We start from the raw sequence: 21,039 nt of genomic DNA, 5'->3' as shown, positions 1-21,039 counted from the left end.
AGACAGTAAGTCTATCTTTTTCTAAATTTTTAAGAAAGACCGCGAGAAAAAGCAGCTGTAAATTGCTATAATAGAAAGTATGAATGATATTTTCCAACTTACACTGATTTTAGTGGCTTCATTAGTCGCAACTTTAATCGCAAGAAGAATAAGAATTCCCGCAGTAGTCGGTCAAATACTGATTGGTATTGTCTTAGCACCTGCTGCTTTGGGATGGTTGCAAGGAGGACACACCATTGAGGTCCTCTCCGAAATTGGGGTGATTCTGCTCATGTTTCTGGCAGGGCTAGAGAGTGACCTAGGGGTCTTAAAGAAAAACTTTAAACCTGCTTTACTGGTTGCCCTAGCGGGTGTCCTTGTTCCTTTACTGGTTTTCTGGGGCGTAACAACGATGATGGGCTATGCCTTCTCAACGGCTATCTTTTATGGTATCGTCTTTGCAGCAACCTCTGTCTCGATTACAGTTGAAGTTTTGCAAGAATACGGTAAGCTTTCCACAAAGGCAGGCTCTATTATCTTGGGTGCGGCTGTTGTAGACGATATTCTGGCTGTTTTAGCTTTATCTATCTTCACATCTACACAAAGCTCTTCTGGCAACTTGCCAAAGCAGTTTTTCATGGAATTTCTCTTCCTTCTTTTCCTTGTCTTGGTACACAAGTCAATCCCTAAAGTTTGGCGCTTTGTGGAGAAACTTCCGGTCTACGCAAAAAATACAACAGCGGCGCTCATTCTTTGTTTGGTTTTAAGCCTCCTTGCTGATGCAGCGGGTATGTCAGCTGTGATTGGTTCTTTCTTTGCTGGATTAGCTTTAAGTCAAACAGACGTTTCTCATAAGATTGAGGAATACAGTTCCGCTATTGCTTATGTCGTCTTCATCCCAGTTTTCTTCGTTTCCATTGCGATTTCCGTAACTTTCGAGAGCATCTTTGAACATCCAATCTTGATTCTCTTCTTTACTTTATTAGCCGTATTGACGAAGTTTATTCCGGCTTATTTCATCGGGAAATCAACAGGACTTACAAGCTCAGACAGTGCCTTGGTTGGTACAGGAATGGTTTCTCGTGGTGAAATGGCTTTAATCATCGCGCAGATTGGTCTTGCTTCACAAGTGATTAATAGCGATATTTATTCAGAGCTGGTTATCGTGATTATCCTCAGCACGCTGATTGCACCGTTCCTAATCAAGCTCTCTTTGAAAAAAGACTAAAATAACAATAATAACAGACTTATGACAAGAAAAATGATAAAATAGTCAAAGTATATAAAATGAAGGGGTTTCTTATGTCAAACTGTCAAGTAGTAAAACATCCACTTATCCAACACAAACTTTCAATCTTGCGTCGTGCAGACGTTTCAACAAAAGAGTTCCGCGAACTCGTTGACGAGATTGGTATGCTTATGGCTTATGAAGTATCTCGTGACTTGCCTGTACAAGATGTCGAAATTGATACTCCTGTTGCGCACATGACTGCGCAAGAACTTGCAGGGAAGAAATTAGCAGTTGTGCCAATTCTTCGTGCAGGTATCGGTATGGTAGATGGTATCTTGAAACTTATCCCAGCAGCGCGCGTGGGCCACATTGGTATGTATCGTGATGAAGAAACGTTCAAACCAGTTGAATACTTGGTTAAACTCCCAACAGATATCGCTGAGCGCCAAATCTTTTTGGTTGATCCAATGTTAGCTACAGGTGGTTCAGCAATTCTTGCAATTGATAGCCTTAAAAAGCGTAATGCTAACAATATCAAGTTCGTTTGTCTTGTTGCAGCACCAGAAGGTGTAAAAGCAGTACAAGAAGCGCATCCAGATATTGATATCTATGTTGCAGCACTTGATGATCACCTTAACGAACATGGCTACATCGTTCCAGGACTTGGTGATGCTGGAGACCGTTTGTTCGGAACAAAATAATAAAACTTTAAGACGTTGGAGAGTAAAAGCTTTCTAGCGTTTTTTTTATAAAAAAATAATAATCCTGAGCTAAATAGTTTACAAACGTAAATTTATGTGTTAAGATTACACTTGTAAACATAAATAAGAAAATAAAAGGAGACATTACTATGTCATTTATCAACTCACTCAAAAATCGTCGTTCAATCTACGCACTTGGTAAAGATGTTAAAGATCCAGACCAAGCTATCGAAACAATTAAAGAAGCAGTAAAACACAGCCCATCAGCTTTCAACAGCCAAACAACACGTGTACTTATCGTTACAGGTGAGGCGCAAGAAAAACTTTGGGGCCAAATCGTGGCTGACGAATTGAAAGCAACAATGAAAGCACAAGGTGTTCCTGAGTCAGCTTGGGAAGGTACAAAAGCAAAACTTGATGGTTTCAAAGCAGCTTATGGTACAGCCCTCTTCTTCGAAGATCAAGACGTTGTAAAAGGTTTGCAAGAACAATTTGCCCTTTATGCAGACAACTTCCCAGTATGGAGCGAGCAAGCTTCAGGTATTACTTCAGTCAATGCATGGACTGCGCTTGCAGAACTTGGTATTGGGGCAAACTTGCAACACTATAATCCAGTTATTGATGAAGCAGTTGCTAAAGAATGGAACGTTCCAGCAAACTGGAAACTACGTGGTCAACTCGTATTCGGTTCTATCGAAGACGAAGCAGGAGAAAAAACTTACATGGCAGATGATGATCGTTTCATTATCGTAAAATAAGTTAATAAAGGCCTTAGGGCTTTTTTTTGTAGGAAAAATGATAATTTGCTATAATAAAAGAAAGTAATACTACTCGAAAAAGACTAGCGTTGCTACTGTTTGAGGCAATAAAATATTTTGAGATAATCAAGATATGAGCCAAAATATGATTTCGAAAAATTCCTTAGAACTAAGGACGCAAGATACAGCACATAAAGGAGAAGATATGGAAGCAAAATTGCTCAATAAAGTAGTGATAAAACGTAATGGTCGCGTTGTCGATTGGGATTCATTTCGTATACAAACAGCAGTTTTTAAAGCTGCAATTAATGGAAAATACAAAGACAAACCCTTGCATGCCAATATGATTGCCAACAATGTTGCCAAGGTTGTTGAGAAAGTCATCGCTGAAATTCCTTTTGATAAGATTGAGATTGACACAATTCAAAACCAAGTGGTCAATCAGCTCAATGACTTTGACAAAGAAGTGGCAAAAGATTTCCTTGAATATAAAGTGAAACAAGAAATTAATCGTAAGCACTAATAGCCAGACTAGATTGAACATAAAAAGCAGATTCTCAAAGAATCTGCTTTTTGTGTTCCTTAATTAAAAATAAATGAGTGTAATATTACTTCTTTATAATTTTAATCTTTGATATAATTTGTAATATGAGAAACATTACGTTATATCCGAGCGGTATCATGAGATTCCCCAAAGATTTCAGGAGAAGAATATATGACAGAAAGAAAAGTAATCAAAGCAAAGAAGCAAGCCATACGTCGTGCGCGGCTTAAAAAAGCAGGCACTGTCGCTGCAATGTTGCCACTTGTAATGTCCAAAGGTGCACCTGTAGCTACACTCAGCCGGGGCCGACATGATGAAGAAGTGCCCGGTATCGAACAAGTTGTCGAAATGCCTGAGCAGGAAATCGCAGACGTTGTCTTGCCAGAAATGCCTGCTGAAGCAGATTATGAAGAAGAAAAAGAAACCGAAGTGTTAGAAGAACTGGAGATACAGGAAATTTCCGAAACTCCAGCTACTTTTGAAGCGCCACAAAAATTTGAGGCACCACGTTTTTCTGAAGGGGGATTGACTCAGTTTGAGGCCAGTGATGCCTATGTGGGGATTGTGCCTTTGGCAGGGGATTGGGCGGTTAAAGATACATGGCCTTATGCGGCTATTCTTAGTGTGCAGTGGGCTACCCAAACTCGTGTTAGGATTGAGTTTTCAACAACTCTTTCTGACGGCTCTACAACTCTAGGTGGTGGTCAGATTAAGGACATGGAATTGAGAGTAGGGATAATAAGCAGTGATGGTTTCTTGGATGTGCAACTCGTTGGTTCAGAAGGTGGTAACACATATGCTATTGTTTTGGAGGGGATACCGCAAGATTCCTTTGGTGATATCGGCATTTATATACGTGATACTCATCACAGACATGATAACTCCTTCCGCCTCCATGGCGGTGTCTTACCACCTAACCCTTTCGTACCAATCGCTATCACAGAGGAACATATTCGTCTTGGTAGGGTTGCAGACAAGTTTGTCAATGACCCTCTAGAAGCTGACGTTATGCAATGGCCGTACTTGGAATTATCGGAGATAGGTTTTAGTGGAAGTCTTGATTTTACCGATAACATAGCAGACATCGTCTTTGCAAGCACAGCTACTGTTGGACCGTCACAAATCAATTATGGAGCTGTTGATTGGGAAAAGATACGTGGAGCTATTGAAGACGAACTTTATGACCAAACCAATCTCCCAACAGGGCAGTACTATCAAGTCGACCTTTCTGCCTTACAAAATTTTACTAACACAGGTCTTTTCGAGCAAGCACAAGTCCGTGAAAATGTACCTGTGGCGCTTCAAAATATCGTGGTCAATCGTGGTCGGGTAGAGACACGTCCTTTCGATGCAACTCGGACAGTAAAACATATCGAGGAGCACCTCTCACTTGCCTTTGAAATTGAAATGGCGAACGGTGAAATTATTGATGACACCCCACTGTTAACGATTGAACTGCCCGTAGAGAGTTTGCTTTACGATCAAGCAGGACTTTGGGCCTCTTTCGTTCATCTGGCAGGACATGGCGATCAGCGTGCAGCAGTTCAGGAAGCTGTAGCGCAAGCCGTTGCTGAGGTTTCGCTTCCAGAAGAACTTAGCGAAAAATTGCTCCAACAACTGACCGAGAGCATCATCGCTCAGTCAATGGTACGTAATCAACCTAACGCAAATGGTCTCTACGACGGTCAGATAAGCCTTGCTGATGCCAGTTTTACGCCAACGACTATTGGTCAACTCCAAAGTGTGCCCAATAAGGTTTTTGATAATACTGACCTTGTCGTGGGTGCCCAAGACGAATATGTCTTTGAGTTTGCAATCATGGGAGATAGTCCTGGTGGAACGCAACGTTTTGCCACAGCAAGCTTGGTTATCGAGCGTGAATATTTGAAATTTGCCGGCTCTCATGCAGGCACTCACAAAATCATAATCTCGCCTTATGTTTACACGACCTTGGACTTCACTGCTGGAGCAACTGATGCTTTCAACGCAGAAGATTTGACAGTTTTCGAAGCGGAATACCGTGAGGAACTCGAAGCGAAAATTCAGACTCTGGCAGAGAATGGCGGACTCTTTAGCGATGCAGAAATTACACCTCGACCAGTCCCATGGACCGTAGGAACTGTCGCTGACAAGGATTATGACGGGACTACGAATGTAATAAGATTTGTAGCACCTGAATTAACTGGTTTCGTTGATGGTGACGATAATATCATTACTGTTGACTTTGGTACTAACTTGGCAGAACGTTTGCAGTTTGCTCAAAGTTTACCGGGGACGTGGAAGATTGAAGGGCTTTATTTCGATGAAAGTATGCTCAATCGTCTGGATGAGAATATAGCTGGTAATTTCAACTATGAGATTGTTGGCACTCCGACCTTTAATCCTGCGACCATTCATCCTTTGGTTCTAGATGTTGACGATATTGACCGCCTTGTTTTTGATAAAGCTCCGGTTAATCGTGAATATGATGCAACAGATGTTTACACGAACAATTTGCCACGAATTAATGTTTCTATTACAGGTGTGTATGATGAAAATACCTATCAGTTTGTCTTTGAAGCAGCTGCTCTTCTACGTTTTCCTGAGCGACATGTCACATCTGGTTTGGTTTCGGTAGTTTTGGAAAACTCAGCGATTGGTTTACAAAGTCAGGGAAGTACGGATCAACCTGTTCAACTTTCCTCAGACTTGCAAGAGGCTCTACGTGGAGAACTTTTCCTCGGCAAAATTACGCCACGTGAGGTTTTCTGGGGCATGGGTGAGGTGAAAGACAAGGATTATGATGGAACTGACACAGCCGAGATTTCAGTATATCCACAACTTTTGGTAGCAAGTGATGGAAGTACTGGTATCTTTGCTATAGATGAAGATGGTTCTGAAGCTCTTGTCGTAAACAGAGGGTCAGCTGCATTCGCGTCTAAAAATGTTAGGCGTGAAAATCGCAATATTGTGGCACAAGAAGTTACTGCTACAGGAGATTGGAGCATTGGAGGAGGTACCAATAGGAAAAACTATATCATAGTGGTGCATCCAGATGCAAGGACGATTGGCTTTGACATGCCAAACAATCTTTTCGGTCAATCTGCCTTCGGAATGCCCAACTTCTTGCATAACGCACTTCTGAACCCGAGCTTTGCTGATGCAACGATTCACCCGCTAGATGTTCATTTCACCGGTGGCTCTTTACAGAACGACAGCAGGGAATATACAAGTATGCCGATAAACCCAGCAAGAGACGAGTTCAATCTGCCAACTTTACGCACGGTTCTTGATGACAAGCAAGTCGTATTAGACCAAGAGTTGGGGAGTAGAATAACGGCAGTTAAGGGTGATTTTACGCATGTTAATAATCTTAACGCAGGTACGGCAAGCTCGAAGTTGGTAGGTTGGGATATTGACGGACCTTACCATACCAACTATCGCTTAGGAGATTCTCCCACTATTGAGTGGGAAATAACTGCTCAAGAGGTACAGCATTGGGGAGATATAGCTGGTGCACAAGCAGGTTTTGCGACCAAACTCTTTGATGATACAACTCATGTTACGGAAGAGCATATCTCGCATCTGCCACGCTTGTCTGGCGAGAACTTGGAGATTGACAGTTGGGAGCTATCCTTTAACGATAACAATGTGATATTTGCGAATACACTGACTATTGGAAATGATGCAGGTGTTCGTGAGCAACTGAATGACTTGATTGGTCCTAACCAAAAGCTTGCTGATGACTTTAACTTCGACAGTCTCTTTGAGGCAAAAATCACACCGCGTGTCCTGCGCTGGGAGGGCGGTCGTATACCATCACGTACGTTTGACGATACGGATGAAATTGATATTAGGGAAGTTGTCGCACCAGACTTAATCCCAGCAATAACAGGACATGATATCCTAGATAATCATGTGGGTGTAGAGTATGATGCAGATGGACTTGCTTTCCCAAATTCAGTGGTAGGAAGCTATGAATTTAGCTGGCACGATGATGTGGCTTTAGAAGTCGTATTTGATGACCCAAGGCATGAAAATAACTATGTCGTTCCAGATTCTGGTACTACTTGGGCGTCAATCTTACCACTAGACATTGAAAAGTATGATATGGTTTATAACTTTACTGTTGAGAGCCGAGAATATGACGGTACAACTGACATTGCTGAGAATAGCTTTGTGGCTACGATTGTTCTTGACGGGGGTTATGAGATTCAACTGCCTTACCGTGTGAAAGGCCTGCACTTTAAGGAAGTACATGCTGGCACAAATGAGCTTAACTTTTACGATATTGTCTTTGATGAGAAGCTCTATGAATTCTTCGGTCCAGCGGATGAAGGAGAGATTCGTGAGCATACTATACAGGTAATCCTAGACTATCAAGAGGCACAAATCACACCACGTCATATTGAGTGGACAGTCGGCACAGTTGCCAACAAGGAGTGGGATGGCACTGATGAAGTACACCAAATTCTTATCGAACCTGAATTAGGACGTCATGGCAATAGAAATGAAGTCTCTATCGTTGCGCGTGACCAAGATTACATTACTGTAGATAAAGGCTGGGCAAGATTTAACCAGACAGCAGTCGGCGATGATATTGCGGTCCATTCAGATGGTAACTGGAATCTGTTGACAGAGGACGCCATTAATCATCCACTGCAAAATTATACTTTTGGAAGTCCTTACGAGGCAGGAGAAATAGACCAACCAGAGTTCAGACCAGCCAACATCAAGCCAGTTGCTGTCACAGAAGTACGCCCAATGCCAGCAGATCCAGATGAGATGGAAGCCAACGTCCTTTACATCCAGACAGGCTATATCCAACGGCAATATAATGGTAGCGCTGAGATTGACCTCAACGAAGATGTGCGGATCGAACCTGTCTTTGCCCTCCGCAATGCACAAGATAAAGAAATCGCACTTTCACTAGCTAACTTGGTAAATCTTGATGTCCGTTTCTTTGACAAAGATGTCGAATACGACAACGGAAATATTATCGACAAGGACATTCTCACAAGTGTTGCAGGCTTTACGCATGACAACATCACTCTTGCTGACAATGGCTTACATGAGATTGAGCGCCTGCTCTTCACCGGACGAATCACACCGCAGGAACTTACAGCGGAAGACATTCGGCTTGGCGGAAATCGCACGATTCATAAGATTTACGACGGCGAAACAGATTGGGAAGTTGCAGAACGGCCTGATCCAGTTAATCCAGGACAGACGATTAGAGCTTTCCCAGAGCTTTGGGTTGAGATTAAGGAAACGGACGAAAGAATTTCTATCCGTTTTGACGAAAACAATTATGCGATTGCCTTTGCGGATCGTCATGCAGGTAGTGAGAAGACAGTCACAATAGACGGTTTCTATCTTGATTCACGAAATGTAACCTTGAGCAATGACCTCAAAGTATGGATGAGTGACAACTTACTGACGGGAACCATTAGTCCAATGTCGATTCGCTGGACACAAGGACAGGTCGAGAGGCGTTCCTATGATGGCACTGAAGATGCAGTGATTTCGTCTATGCCAGACTTGCCTATCCTGCCTATCGACCGTGAAGATGATGGTGTTATTATCCAGAGGGGCGAAGCGCGCTTTGATGATAGGAATGTACGTTTTGATGATGCGGACAATGTTGTTGCTATGCCGGTTCATGCGACAGGCGAGTGGAGTATTTCTGGAGTAAACTCGGGCAATTATCATTTACAATTGCCACTCCACCGCGTACTTCATGCAATGATTCCAACAAGCCAGACTCTTTCGACTATCATGCCACGACCAGAACAACGTGTAAATCCATTATTTGAAAGCCAAATCATTGACCCGCTTTGCCTACGCTTTAACGGTCGGAAAATAGCAGAGCGTGTCTTCAATTACGATTACTACTTCACGGTAGAAGATAAGTTTTACGAGTACGGTATCGAAGCTGGTTTTACTAATCCAGAAAAATGGACAAATGTAGAAACCGGCCAACCGATGAACGTGTTGGGCGACTACTATTTAACGATAGTTTTTGTGGATCAGATGTCACGCTTGGCAAATGGTCAAGCACACGTTGGCGAAGATGAGTTGGTCTTTGTTGACGAGCAAGGCAATGAAATCGGAAGAGCAGATGTTCGTGTAGAGTTGCGGGATGAGCAAGGTAATGTCAACCGTAACTATCAGTATGTTTTTGATGAGAATGTTGAAACGATAGGGCGTATTACCAAGGCTCAAGGTTTACCAGTCACGCGACCACAAGCGGCACGCATCACTGAAACAGAGATTGAACTTTTCCACTCAACTCTCACGAAACATCAACCCTTACTTGAAGAAATGCCTTTCCTCTTTGAACCTTTCAGCTTTGGTGATGCAGATACAGCCGATGGAAGAAGTGAAAATATTTTTGCGCCAACTACAGCCTTTGACCCAGGGCCTTACGAGATTGAATATGCGGTTTCATTGTCAGATAATCCAGAGGACTTAGGAGCAGCTGATTGGCAGACGTCAACGCTCTTTACAGATTTGACACCAGCTACAGAATACTTCCTCTTTGCCCGTCAAGCGGATCATCATAACCGTTATGCTGGAGCGATTATTTCGGGGCTTGCTTCGGTAGTGACACTTGAACAAACAACTGTCACGGACGTGCGCCCAATGCCAACGGACCCAGAAGATATGGAAGCCTTTGTCCTTTATATTCAATCGGGGCATATCGTACGCCCATATGACGGCAGTACTGATATTAATCTAGAAGATATACAGATTGAACCCAAACTTGTCCTACGAGATGCGCAAGGGGAAGATATCGAATTTTTACGAGCGAATTTGGAAGAACTTACCCTTCGTTTCCTAGACAAGAATGTCGCCTACGATAATGGCAATATTATCGATAAAGAAGTAGTTACAAGTATTGAGGCCTTTACACATGAGCGTTTCGTACTTACTGATGAGCAATTGTCTAAGGTTGAGGACCTCCTGTTCACAGGTCGAATCACACCTATCCGCCTCAGTCTTAATGATGGTCGAAAAATAGCCGAACGTGTCTTCAACTATGATTATCGCTTCATGCCAGAAGATATGTCTTATGATTATGATAGGCAAGCCGGTAAATGGCGCAATGCGGACACCGGTCAAGTGCTGGACCTTATCGGCGATTATTACTTGACGCTAAGCTTTGTGGATCAAATGTCCCGTTTGGTAAATGGTCAACCGCACGTTGCTGAGGACGAATTGGTCTTTATTGATGCGCAAGGCAACACTATCGAAAACGCAGATGTACAGATAGAGCTACGTGACGAACAAGGCAATGTCAACCGAAACTATGAGTATATCTTGGATGACGAAGTGGAAACGATTGGACGAATTACTAGAGCACAAGGTTTACCGGTAACGCGACCGCAAGCAGCTCGTGTCTCTGAAACAGAGATTGAGCTTGCTCCATCTGAAGTGCTGACTTTCCGCTTTGACCCATTTGCCTTTAGGGAAGCAGGTGCGGAAAATCTCTTTGTCGCCACAGCTAGAGCTTTTGACCCAGAACCTTACGGACCTTACGTGATAGAATATGCGGTTTCAAGAACGAATAACCCAGCAGATTTAGGCGCAGAGGATTGGCAAGAGTCAACAACATTCACAGGTCTGATACCGGCTACAGAGTACTACCTCTTTGCGCGTCAAGCAGAGCACCATAATCGTTATGAAGGGGAGGTTAGTGAGGGGCTTGCTGTTGTGACTTTGGGAGAAAGAGTTCCGACTCCAGTACCAACACCAGATACAGTTCCAAGTCCAATTCCTGATAGGAAGGTAGATGAAAGAGCAGAATTACCAAGGACAGGAGATATGGTTGCCTCTGGACTTGGTATCCTTGGCTTAGCAGCTCTAGCCAGCGCAGCTATTTTACGAAAAAAGAATAAAAAAGAGTAAGCTCTACTCTTGAAAAGAATGTTTCAAAACGAGAAGATATACGGATTTTCTCGTTTTTTTCTTGCCATTTTTGCTCTAAGTCATAGATTTTCTCAAAATATTAATGAATAACTTATGAAATTCAGGTAAAATAGAAAATAGGATAATTGGATTGTCCGTTGAATTTTAGAAAATACAGGAGACATATATCGCATGAAAAAAAGAGGCATTCTCTTAGTTAATCTTGGTACACCTGAGAATACATCGCCCCAAGCTCTAAGAAAATATCTGAAGAAATTTTTATCTGACCGGCGCGTGATTAAGACTCATCCTTTGCTCTGGCAACCGCTTCTCAATGGTATCATTCTTAATACTCGGCCGAAAAAATCAGCTAAGCTTTACGAAAAGATTGTCAAAGACGGCGCGTTTCCACTGCTTACCTACACAGCAGCTCAGGAAAAAAACCTGCAGCAAATCTGTCCTGACGTTGAAGTAGCTATGGGGATGTCCTACAGTGAACCAAGTATTGAAAGTAGTCTGGAAAGTCTCTTGAGTAAAGGTGTGGAGGAGTTAACGGTTCTTCCTATGTATCCACAATATTCAGGGACAACAGTAGGTTCGGTCTTTGATAGTGTCATGAACTTTTTTTTGAAAAAAGATCATATTGTGGATTTAAAGTTTATACGCTCCTTTTATAAAGAACCTCTCTATATCAAATATTTTGCTGAGAAGATAAAAGAAACCCTTGCAAATGAAGAGGACATTGAAGCTGTGGTCTTTTCTTACCACGGTATCCCGCTTTCTTACGTAACGGATGGAGATGCTTACCCAGACGAATGCACGGAAACGACACGTTTAATTATGGAAGAACTTGGCGATTTCCCACATTATCAAACCTATCAGTCAAAATTTGGCCCCGCCGAATGGCTGACTCCCGCAACCGATGATACCTTGAAGAAACTTCCAGGACAAGGTGTCAAAAAAATTCTTATCGTTGCACCTGGCTTTGTAGTTGACTGTTTAGAAACGATTGAAGAGCTTGAAGAGGAAAATAAAGAATACTTCCTTGAAAATGGTGGTGAAAAGTATGTCTATGTCTCACCGTTTAATGAAGATATGGCTTTTGCTGAGCTTGTCAAAGAGATTGCAGAGGAAAAATAAATATTATTTTCTAAAAAATCAAAAAACTTACTCAAAAGGACTTGACAAAAGATAAAGAAAATCCTAAAATGGTCATTAGAGACAAGTCTTTAACCAATTCTTTCCAAGAGAGCGAGTGTGTGGTGCGAACTCGTATTGTGATTGCTAAAGATACCACTCTGATAATTCTTTCTGAGAACAGAAAGCGTGGCTGACACGTTACGTCAAAGATGAGATATTTTTGAAGCTTTTTATGCCGAAAAAATTAAGAAGGTGGTAACACGCAGATCGCGTCCTTTAGAGGGAGTTGATCTGCGTTTTTTTATTTCCTCAGTGCTCATCCCCAAAACTAAAATATGTTAACAAAAAATTGGAGGCTTATATGATTAAAATCACTTTCCCAGATGGTGCTGTCAAAGAATTTGAGGCAGGCATCTCAACACTTGAAATTGCGAAATCAATCTCACCTGGTTTGGCTAAAAAAGCCTTGGCTGGTAAAGTCAACGGCAAACTTATTGACGTGACCCGTCCAATCAAAGAAGATGCAACTTTTGAAATTGTAACACCGGATCATGAAGATGCTTTTGGTTTACTTCGTCACTCTGCAGCTCACTTATTTGCTCAAGCAGCACGTCGTCATTTTCCAAATATTCACCTTGGTGTAGGTCCAGCTATTGAAAATGGTTTCTACTACGATACTGATAATGAAGAAGGACAAATTTCAAACGATGATTTGGAAAAAATCGAAGCAGAAATGCGTCGTATCTCAAAAGAAAATTTCCCTTCAATTCGTAAAGAAGTAAGCAAAGAAGAAGCGAAAGAAATCTTTGCTGGTGATCCTTATAAGCTTGAGCTTATCGAAGAACACAATGAAGATGAAGGCGGCTTGACAATCTATAGTCAAGGCGAATACACAGATCTTTGCCGTGGCCCACATGTGCCATCAACTGGCTTTATTAAATTCTTCAAATTGCTTAATGTGGCAGGAGCTTACTGGCGTGGAAATAGTGATAATGCAATGATGCAACGTGTTTACGGTACTGCTTGGTTTAATAAAGAAGACCTCGAAGAAAACTTGAGAATGCGTGAAGAAGCGAAAGAACGTGATCACCGTAAGCTCGGTCGAGAGTTAGATCTCTTCTTCAATGAAGCTTCTTTGGGAGCAGGTACAGCTTACTGGCTTCCAGATGGAGCAACTATTCGCCGTACAATCCAACGTTTCGTAGAAGACCGTGAAATCGCTGCAGGCTACTTGCACGTTAACACACCAAACTTGATGAACTTGGACATTTATAAGCAATCAGGTCACTGGCAACATTATCATGAAGACATGTTCCCACCAATGGATATGGGTGATGGTGAGCAAATGGAGCTTCGTCCAATGAACTGCCCATCGCACATTGCTATCTATAAACACCACGTACACAGCTACCGCGAATTACCTATCCGTATCGCTGAGTTCGGTACAATGCACCGTTATGAAAAATCAGGCGCACTTTCAGGTCTTCAACGTGTACGTGTGATGCAACTGAATGATGGTCACACATTTGTGACACCTGATCAAATCCAAGAAGAATTTGGAAAAATTCTTGAATTGATTATGGAAATGTACCGTGATTTTGGTATCGACGATTACAGCTTCCGTCTGTCATATCGTGACCCGGAAGACACAGAAAAATATTTCCCAGACGATGCAATGTGGGAAAAATCACAACGTATGCTTAAAGCAACAATGGATGATATGAATCTTGACTACGTTGAAGCTGAAGGCGAAGCAGCCTTCTATGGACCAAAATTGGACATCCAAGTTAAGACAGCTTTAGGTAATGAAGAAACACTTTCAACTATCCAGCTGGACTTCCTTAACCCTGAAAACTTTGACATCACATATGTTGGTGCAGATGGTGAGAAACACCGTCCAGTCATGATTCACCGCGGTGTAATTTCAACTTTGGAACGCTTTACAGCTTACTTGATTGAACTTTATAAAGGTGCGTTCCCAACTTGGTTGGCACCTACTCAAGCAATCATCATTCCTGTAAACAACGAAATTCATGCCGATTACGCATGGGAAATCAAAAAACGTCTCCAAGAAAAAGGATTGCGTATCGTTGTTGATGAATCAAATGAAAAAATGGGTTATAAAATCCGTCAAGCCCAAACACGTAAAGTTCCTTATCAAATCGTTGTGGGTGACCAAGAAATGGCAGATGGTACTGTAAACATTCGCCGTTATGGTTCAACAGATACCGAAGTTATTAGCTTGGATCAATTTATCGAAAATATTCAAGAAGACGTAGCTAACTACAGCCGTACTAAATAATAAAAAAGAGAGGAAACTCTCTTTTTATTTGTTATTACCATAGGTTTTATTTTCTAAAAAAACCAGAATACAAGCGCATTCACGACTTATAACTAGAAAAATAGTTCACAAAATGCTATACTAAGACAGTAATAGAAAATATTCGGAGGAATTTGAAATGGCAATCGTTTCAGCAGAAAAATTCGTACAAGCCGCTCGTGACAATGGTTACGCTATCGGTGGTTTCAACACAAACAACCTTGAATGGACTCAAGCTATCTTGCGCGCAGCAGAAGCTAAAAAGACTCCAGTACTTATCCAAACTTCAATGGGTGCTGCTAAATACATGGGTGGTTACAAAATGTGTAAACTCCTCATTGAAACTCTTGTAGAATCAATGGGAATCACTGTACCAGTAGCTATTCACCTTGACCACGGTCACTTTGATGATGCTTTGGAATGTATCGAAGTTGGTTACTCTTCATTGATGTTTGACGGTTCACACCTTCCAATCGAAGAAAACCTTAAACTTGCTGAAGAAGTTATCACAAAAGCTCACGCTAAAGGTATCTCAGTTGAGTGTGAAGTTGGTTCTATCGGTGGTGAAGAAGACGGTATCGTCGGTGAAGGCGAACTTGCTCCTATCGAAGATGCAGTAGCAATGGCTAAACTTGGTGTTGACTTCCTTGCAGCTGGTATCGGTAACATCCACGGTCCTTATCCAGAAAACTGGAAAGGTCTCCACATCGATCACTTGACTAAATTGAACGAAGCACTCGTTGAAGCTATGGGCAAAAATGTTCCTATCGTATTGCACGGTGGTTCAGGTATCCCTGACGATCAAATCCGCGAAGCAATCGCTAACGGTGTAGCTAAAATCAACGTAAACACAGAATGCCAACTTGCATTTGCAAAAGCAACTCGTGAATTCGTCGTTGAATTTAACGCTAATGAAGCTGAATACATGAAGAAAAAACTCTTCGACCCACGTAAATTCTTGAAACCTGGTTTCGACGCAATCACTGCATCAGTTGAAGAACGTATCGACGTTTTCGGTTCAGCAAACAAGGCGTAAGCCTTGTTCTGCGAAGCAATCTCTGATTGTGAGCAAACAAATATAGTTTTTGATTTGCGAAGCAATCTCTGATTGTGAGCAAACAAATATAGTTTTTGATTTGCGAAGCAATCTCTGATTGTGAGCAAACAAATATAGTTTTTGATCTGCGAAGCAATCTTTGATTGTGAGCAAACAAATATAGTTTTTGTTCTGCGAAGCAATCTCTGATTGTGAGCAAACCAAGATTAATCAGTTTTTTGAAATATGATTAAAAGAACGCTTGTCACTTTTGGCAAGCTTTTTTTGTGTGAACTTCGGAGTAGGAAGTAAGTGAAGTCAGATTGAGTCAAAAATTTGAAAGAAAATGTTAAACTTAAAGAAGAGCAAAGAACATACGATTTGCAGGATAAATCTGAAACTTAGATCGATGAAGCTCAGACAATAAATAGTGAAGAAATGAGGGGGAGAGATGATAGGAATAAAAAAACGTAAGAATACAGAAGTTTCAAAAGAAATGAACGGACAAATACCTCAAACGGTAAAAAAATCTATAAGTAGTGATAAAGCTTCTAAGGTTCATAGAACAATTCACGGAGCCTCGATCACTGCTGCGGGCGTAGGTGCTCTGCCGATACCTATTGCTGATGCTTTAATTTTAGTACCTATTCAGTTAAAGATGCTGAAAAGTATTTATAATATTTATGACGTGAAGTTTAGTGATAAATTTGTCGTAAACTTTATAAGGGTGACATTGATTCCGTATATAGGAAGATCATTGGCTACTTTGATTCCAGGTGTAGGTAGTGTGGTCAATGCTTCAATAGCTGCGGTAATCACTGAAGCGATTGGCTGGAGTGCAGCTGCTTCATTAGAAAAAGGCATCGATATCACGAAAGATACTGAAAAATTCGAAGGAATACTGACAGATACACTTAAAACTTTAATTCAACAAAAAAAATAAAAACTGCTAGTCATTAGCAGTTTTTTTTATTTTAAAATTTATCCTTGACAAGATTTTGATAATACAGTATACTAATATAAAAGCGGTTTCATAAAAACGGATAGTGATTATTAAGTTAAGCTAGACCTTATCGTACTCTATTTTTGTCATAGGGGCGATAGGGTCTATTTTTGTGAAATGAGGGGTGAATTGTGGAAATCAGAAAAATCCTAAACAATAATGTGGTCATAGCAATTAATAGCAGAAATGAAGAAATCATCCTTATGGGGCTTGGTATTGGTTTCAAGAAAAGAATAGGTCAAGCAGTTGAGGTTGATAAAATCGAAAAGATTTTTGGTTTAAAAGCCAGTTCAGATATACAGAGTTTTTCGGAGATTTTAAACGAAATTCCGAGTGCTATCATTGAGCTTTCGATGGTGACTTTATCCGAGGTTAAAGTTAAGTTTGATAAGGAAGTTTCAGATACAACGCTTGTTGCTTTTGCGGACCATCTTCATGCAGCGCTTCTGCGTACTGAAGAAAACATCTCGGTGAAGAATTTTCTGCTCTGGGATATTAAACGTTTCTTTCCAGAAGAGTTCAAAATCTGTTTGAAAGCATTGGAAAAGGTCAAAGAACAATTTGGTGTAGAGCTGCCAGAAGATGAAGCAGGTTTTCTGACGATGCATATCGTTAACGGTACCCTTGGTACTGGTCATGAGTATGCGATGCAGCTGACCAAGCTTATGGAAGAAATTTTAACGACATTAAAGTATACTTTGAAAATCACCTTTGATGAACAAGATATTTACTTCCAACGCTTCATTACACATTTAAAATTCTTTACGGAGCGGATTTTAGCAGGTAGTGCTAGAGTAGAAGAAACCGACAAGGAACTTTTTGCTCTTATTGTGCGCAAATATCCCAATGCTTATCTTGGCACACGTAAAGTGAGCGAATTTTTAAATCAAACAAGGGATTATGAAGTCTCTGAAAGCGAACAGATTTACATGACTGTGCATTTGGCACGTATCTTGGAGAAAATCCAATAAAACTAAACTTTGGTAACAAATGGATCGTGACATTAAGTTGGCGAGACCTCTAAAAATATATTATATTATGGAGGTTTGTGATGGGCAAATATGAAGCTCTTGCAAAAGACATTGTAGCAAATGTGGGAGGGAAAGAAAACATCCTCTCATTGACAAATTGTATTACGCGACTACGTTTTAAGTTGAAAGACGAAAGTCTCGCGAATACAGAAGTACTGAAGAAGATGAATGGTGTTGTCACTGTCATGCAAGCTGGTGGACAGTACCAAGTTGTCATTGGGAACCATGTTCCTGATGTCCGCGCTGACGTAGATAATGTTATCGGTAAGCTAGAGATGGATTCTTCTCAGACGAAAGCCAAGGGAAATATTTTCGATAAGTTTGTCGAAATGATTTCAGGAATTTTCCAGCCTATTTTAGCACCCTTAGCGGCAGCAGGTATGATTAAAGGGTTGAACGCGATTTTATCCTTTGCATTGGGTGCAAGCTTCCAGGCTTCATCAACCTATGCTGTCCTTAATTCTATGGGCGATGGACTTTTCTTGTTCTTACCAATTTTTATCGGCTATACAGCGATGAAAAAATTTAACGGTTCGCCATTTGTTGGGATGCTGATTGCCGCAGCCTTGGTTTATCCTGGATTTGTGGATGGTTCAGTCACAAAAACTTTCGCTGAGAGTGGAGGGCTAAACTTCTTTGGAATTCCATTTTCAGTGCCAGCAGCAGGTTATGGTTCATCAGTTATGCCTATTATCGCTATTACAGCTTTTGCGGCCTTTCTTGAACAACAGCTCAAGAAAATTATCCCTGACGTGGTGAAACTTTTTCTAGCACCTTTCTTTACAGCTTTGATTGCAATTCCTTTAGGTTTTCTCATTATTGGGCCAGTCATGAACATTGCTTCTGATGCTTTAGGGAAAGGACTTCTCGCCTTACAAGGATTCAGTCCAATTATCTTTGGACTTGTGTTAGGCTTTACGTGGCAAATTTTGGTTATGTTTGGCTTGCACTGGGCAATTGTGCCTTTTGCCATCATTTCTTTAGCACAAGGTGAACCAACTGCATTACTTATTGCAGCATCAGGTGCTTCATTTGCTCAGACTGGTGCAGTGGGAGCAGTAATGGTGAAAACAAAAGATAAACGATTACGTGAGTTAGCAATCCCTGCTTTCATTTCAGGATGGTTTGGCGTAACAGAGCCAGCAATCTACGGGATAACACTTCCAAAGAAACGTCCTTTCTGGGCTTCATGTGTGGTAAGTGGTATTATTGGTGCATTTGCTATGGGAATGGGTATTAAAGGATACACAATGGGCGGCTTAGGTGTCTTTAGTTTCACAACAAATATCAGTTTAGATGGTGATATTTCGGGAGCAGTTAAGATGATTATTTTAGCAATCATTGCTGTAATCGCAGGTTTTGCCTTGACATGGATTCTTGGTTTTGAAGATGAAAACTCAGAGGAAGAACAACCAAAAGAAACAACAAATAATCAAACTCGTGTATCACAAGCAGTAGGTGAAGAACATATTACGACTCCTTTAGAAGGCAAAGTCCTTCCGTTATCTGAAGCCAATGATGCAGCTTTTGCTGCAGGTGTGATGGGCAAAGGAGCAGTAATTGAGCCAACACTTGGTGAAGTTTATGCCCCATTTGATGGACAAGTGATGACTGTTTTCCCTACAAAACACGCTATTGGTTTAATTTCAGAGCAAGGAACAGAACTCCTTATACATGTTGGCATTGATACCGTGCAGCTAGAAGGAAAATATTTTGAATCCTTTGTTTCACAGGGACAAAAGATTCAAAAAGGCGATTTATTGTTGAAGTTTGATATGGAAGCTATTGAAGCTGCAGGTTTCAGTACACAAGTGCCGATTATTATAACTAATAGCAGTGATTTTGCAGATATTGTAATCACTGACAAGACAGTTATTCATAGAGCAGAAGAGTTATTAACTGGTCTTGTAAAAACAGCTGATGGTTTGGTTGTTCAGCCGGTATAAAAAAGGAGAGAGAAATGAGCTTTAAAAAAGACTTTTTATGGGGTGGAGCTATCGCGGCCAATCAGGCAGAAGGTGCTTATAATGTTGGTGGCAAAGGACTATCTGTAGCTGATATGAAAACAGTAGGTGGAAAAAACAAGGAACGTCATTTTACACCAGTGCTTGACGAGGAGACATATTACCCTTCACATCGCGCGATTGATTTCTATCATAATTACAAAGAAGACATTGCTTTATTTGCAGAAATGGGCTTTAAAACATTTAGACTGAGTATAAACTGGTCGCGCATTTTCCCTCAGGGAGACGAAACGCAACCTAATGAAGAAGGTTTACTCTTTTATGATCGCGTATTTGATGAATGTTTGAAACATGGCATTGAACCGTTGGTTACACTCAGTCACTTTGAAATTCCCTTGGGATTGATGGAAAAATATGACGGCTTTTTAAGCCGGGAAACCATTGATTTCTATGTGAATTATGCCAAAGTATGTTTTGAGCGCTACAAAGATAAAGTGAAATACTGGATCACTTTTAACGAACTAAATTTTGGTACAATGCCACACGGTGAACTTACAGTTTTAGGCCTTCATCCACATGGTGATTTTGCGCTCAATGCGATTCCAGAAGATGAGCATAAAAGATTTCAAGCATTACATCATACTTTTATTGCCAGTGCAAAGGCGGTCATTGAGGGCCATAAGATTAATCCAGAGTTTAAGATTGGCTGTATGATTGCTCATTTGACTATGTACCCTCTTACACCAAACCCAGAAGATATCTTGCAAACCAAAGAATACGACCTGCTTGTGAATAAGTTTGTCGGTGATGTCCAAGTTAAAGGGAAATATCCAGCGCTTATCGAAAAATACTTTCAAAATAAAAAAATTGAAATCCAAAAAGAAGAAGGTGATGATGCGCTGCTCCAAGAAGGAAGAGTTGATATGTACACTTTCAGTTACTATATGACACTTTGCGTAACGACTCAAGAAGGGGCAGAGCCTTCGATGGGGAACTTGATGGGAGGTGCAGCAAATCCTTATTTGGAAGCCAGTGAATATGGCTGGCAGATTGATGCGACAGGGTTAGAATATACCTTAATGGATTTGTATGACCGCTATGAAGTCCCGCTCTTTGTTGTGGAAAACGGTTTAGGTATGGAAGATAAAGTCGAAGCAGATGGTACAATCAATGATGATTATCGTATCGATTATTTCCAAAAACATATCAAGGCGATGAGCCGTGCAATTGATAAAGGTGTGGATCTCCTGGGTTATACACCTTGGGGCTGTATTGATTTGGTTTCAGCAGGAACTGGGGAAATGCGGAAACGTTATGGTTTTATCTATGTAGATATGGACAATGACGGTAAAGGAACATTAAAACGTTCAAAGAAAAAATCCTTTGACTGGTACAAAGAAGTAATTGCCTCAAATGGCGAAACGATTTTAGGAGAAAAATAA

Annotated in this window: 12 protein-coding genes; all 12 read left to right on the top strand. The window is 41.1% G+C overall.

Annotation, left to right across the window (positions count from 1 at the left end):
- Positions 1–79: 79 nt before the first annotated feature.
- Positions 80–1,207 (top strand): cation:proton antiporter, encoded by a 1,128-nt coding sequence (locus tag BZZ03_RS08095; protein WP_003133404.1) that lies wholly within the window; start codon positions 80–82, stop codon positions 1,205–1,207.
- A 74-nt stretch (positions 1,208–1,281) separates the two neighbouring features.
- Positions 1,282–1,911 carry a uracil phosphoribosyltransferase gene (gene upp, locus BZZ03_RS08090; RefSeq protein WP_003133406.1) on the top strand — a complete coding sequence of 210 codons (630 nt, stop codon included), beginning with the start codon at positions 1,282–1,284 and terminating at the stop codon, positions 1,909–1,911.
- Between the two features lie 149 nt (positions 1,912–2,060).
- Positions 2,061–2,669 carry a nitroreductase family protein gene (locus BZZ03_RS08085; RefSeq protein ID WP_086582970.1) on the top strand — a complete coding sequence of 203 codons (609 nt, stop codon included), beginning with the start codon at positions 2,061–2,063 and terminating at the stop codon, positions 2,667–2,669.
- A gap of 205 nt (positions 2,670–2,874) precedes the next feature.
- A complete protein-coding gene (locus BZZ03_RS08080) occupies positions 2,875–3,192 on the top strand; it encodes an ATP cone domain-containing protein (protein WP_003133409.1) in 318 nt (105 codons plus the stop codon).
- Between the two features lie 192 nt (positions 3,193–3,384).
- Positions 3,385–11,103, top strand: coding sequence for an LPXTG cell wall anchor domain-containing protein (locus tag BZZ03_RS08075; RefSeq protein ID WP_086582969.1), 7,719 nt, complete (start codon positions 3,385–3,387; stop codon positions 11,101–11,103).
- Between the two features lie 192 nt (positions 11,104–11,295).
- Positions 11,296–12,243 (top strand): ferrochelatase, encoded by a 948-nt coding sequence (hemH, locus tag BZZ03_RS08070; RefSeq protein ID WP_086582968.1) that lies wholly within the window; start codon positions 11,296–11,298, stop codon positions 12,241–12,243.
- A 361-nt stretch (positions 12,244–12,604) separates the two neighbouring features.
- Positions 12,605–14,545 (top strand): threonine--tRNA ligase, encoded by a 1,941-nt coding sequence (gene thrS, locus BZZ03_RS08065; RefSeq protein WP_017369132.1) that lies wholly within the window; start codon positions 12,605–12,607, stop codon positions 14,543–14,545.
- Between the two features lie 157 nt (positions 14,546–14,702).
- Positions 14,703–15,599, top strand: coding sequence for a class II fructose-bisphosphate aldolase (locus BZZ03_RS08060; protein WP_017370538.1), 897 nt, complete (start codon positions 14,703–14,705; stop codon positions 15,597–15,599).
- Between the two features lie 451 nt (positions 15,600–16,050).
- Positions 16,051–16,542, top strand: coding sequence for a YcjF family protein (locus BZZ03_RS08055; protein ID WP_086582967.1), 492 nt, complete (start codon positions 16,051–16,053; stop codon positions 16,540–16,542).
- 191 nt (positions 16,543–16,733) lie between these two features.
- The gene (gene licT, locus BZZ03_RS08050; RefSeq protein WP_017370540.1) at positions 16,734–17,573 is read left to right on the top strand and encodes a BglG family transcription antiterminator LicT; all 840 of its coding nucleotides are present in this window, start codon (positions 16,734–16,736) and stop codon (positions 17,571–17,573) included.
- An 80-nt stretch (positions 17,574–17,653) separates the two neighbouring features.
- Positions 17,654–19,579, top strand: coding sequence for a beta-glucoside-specific PTS transporter subunit IIABC (locus tag BZZ03_RS08045; RefSeq protein ID WP_086582966.1), 1,926 nt, complete (start codon positions 17,654–17,656; stop codon positions 19,577–19,579).
- A 14-nt stretch (positions 19,580–19,593) separates the two neighbouring features.
- Positions 19,594–21,039 (top strand): glycoside hydrolase family 1 protein, encoded by a 1,446-nt coding sequence (locus tag BZZ03_RS08040; protein ID WP_019294068.1) that lies wholly within the window; start codon positions 19,594–19,596, stop codon positions 21,037–21,039.

Origin of the sequence: Lactococcus petauri, assembly GCF_002154895.1 — a bacterium.
In the GTDB taxonomy this organism is placed as follows: Bacteria; Bacillota; Bacilli; order Lactobacillales; family Streptococcaceae; genus Lactococcus; species Lactococcus petauri.
This window is presented reverse-complemented; position numbering and strand designations above follow the sequence as displayed.

Excerpts from the sequence above, each read along its gene's own strand:
- BZZ03_RS08075 (WP_086582969.1), top strand. The coding sequence starts at position 3,385 with ATGACAGAAAGAAAAGTAATCAAAGCAAAGAAGCAAGCCATACGTCGT.
- BZZ03_RS08085 (WP_086582970.1), top strand. The coding sequence starts at position 2,061 with ATGTCATTTATCAACTCACTCAAAAATCGTCGTTCAATCTACGCACTT.
- BZZ03_RS08080 (WP_003133409.1), top strand. The coding sequence starts at position 2,875 with ATGGAAGCAAAATTGCTCAATAAAGTAGTGATAAAACGTAATGGTCGC.
- thrS (WP_017369132.1), top strand. The coding sequence starts at position 12,605 with ATGATTAAAATCACTTTCCCAGATGGTGCTGTCAAAGAATTTGAGGCA.
- upp (WP_003133406.1), top strand. The coding sequence starts at position 1,282 with ATGTCAAACTGTCAAGTAGTAAAACATCCACTTATCCAACACAAACTT.
- hemH (WP_086582968.1), top strand. The coding sequence starts at position 11,296 with ATGAAAAAAAGAGGCATTCTCTTAGTTAATCTTGGTACACCTGAGAAT.
- BZZ03_RS08055 (WP_086582967.1), top strand. The coding sequence starts at position 16,051 with ATGATAGGAATAAAAAAACGTAAGAATACAGAAGTTTCAAAAGAAATG.
- BZZ03_RS08060 (WP_017370538.1), top strand. The coding sequence starts at position 14,703 with ATGGCAATCGTTTCAGCAGAAAAATTCGTACAAGCCGCTCGTGACAAT.
- BZZ03_RS08040 (WP_019294068.1), top strand. The coding sequence starts at position 19,594 with ATGAGCTTTAAAAAAGACTTTTTATGGGGTGGAGCTATCGCGGCCAAT.
- BZZ03_RS08045 (WP_086582966.1), top strand. The coding sequence starts at position 17,654 with ATGGGCAAATATGAAGCTCTTGCAAAAGACATTGTAGCAAATGTGGGA.
- BZZ03_RS08095 (WP_003133404.1), top strand. The coding sequence starts at position 80 with ATGAATGATATTTTCCAACTTACACTGATTTTAGTGGCTTCATTAGTC.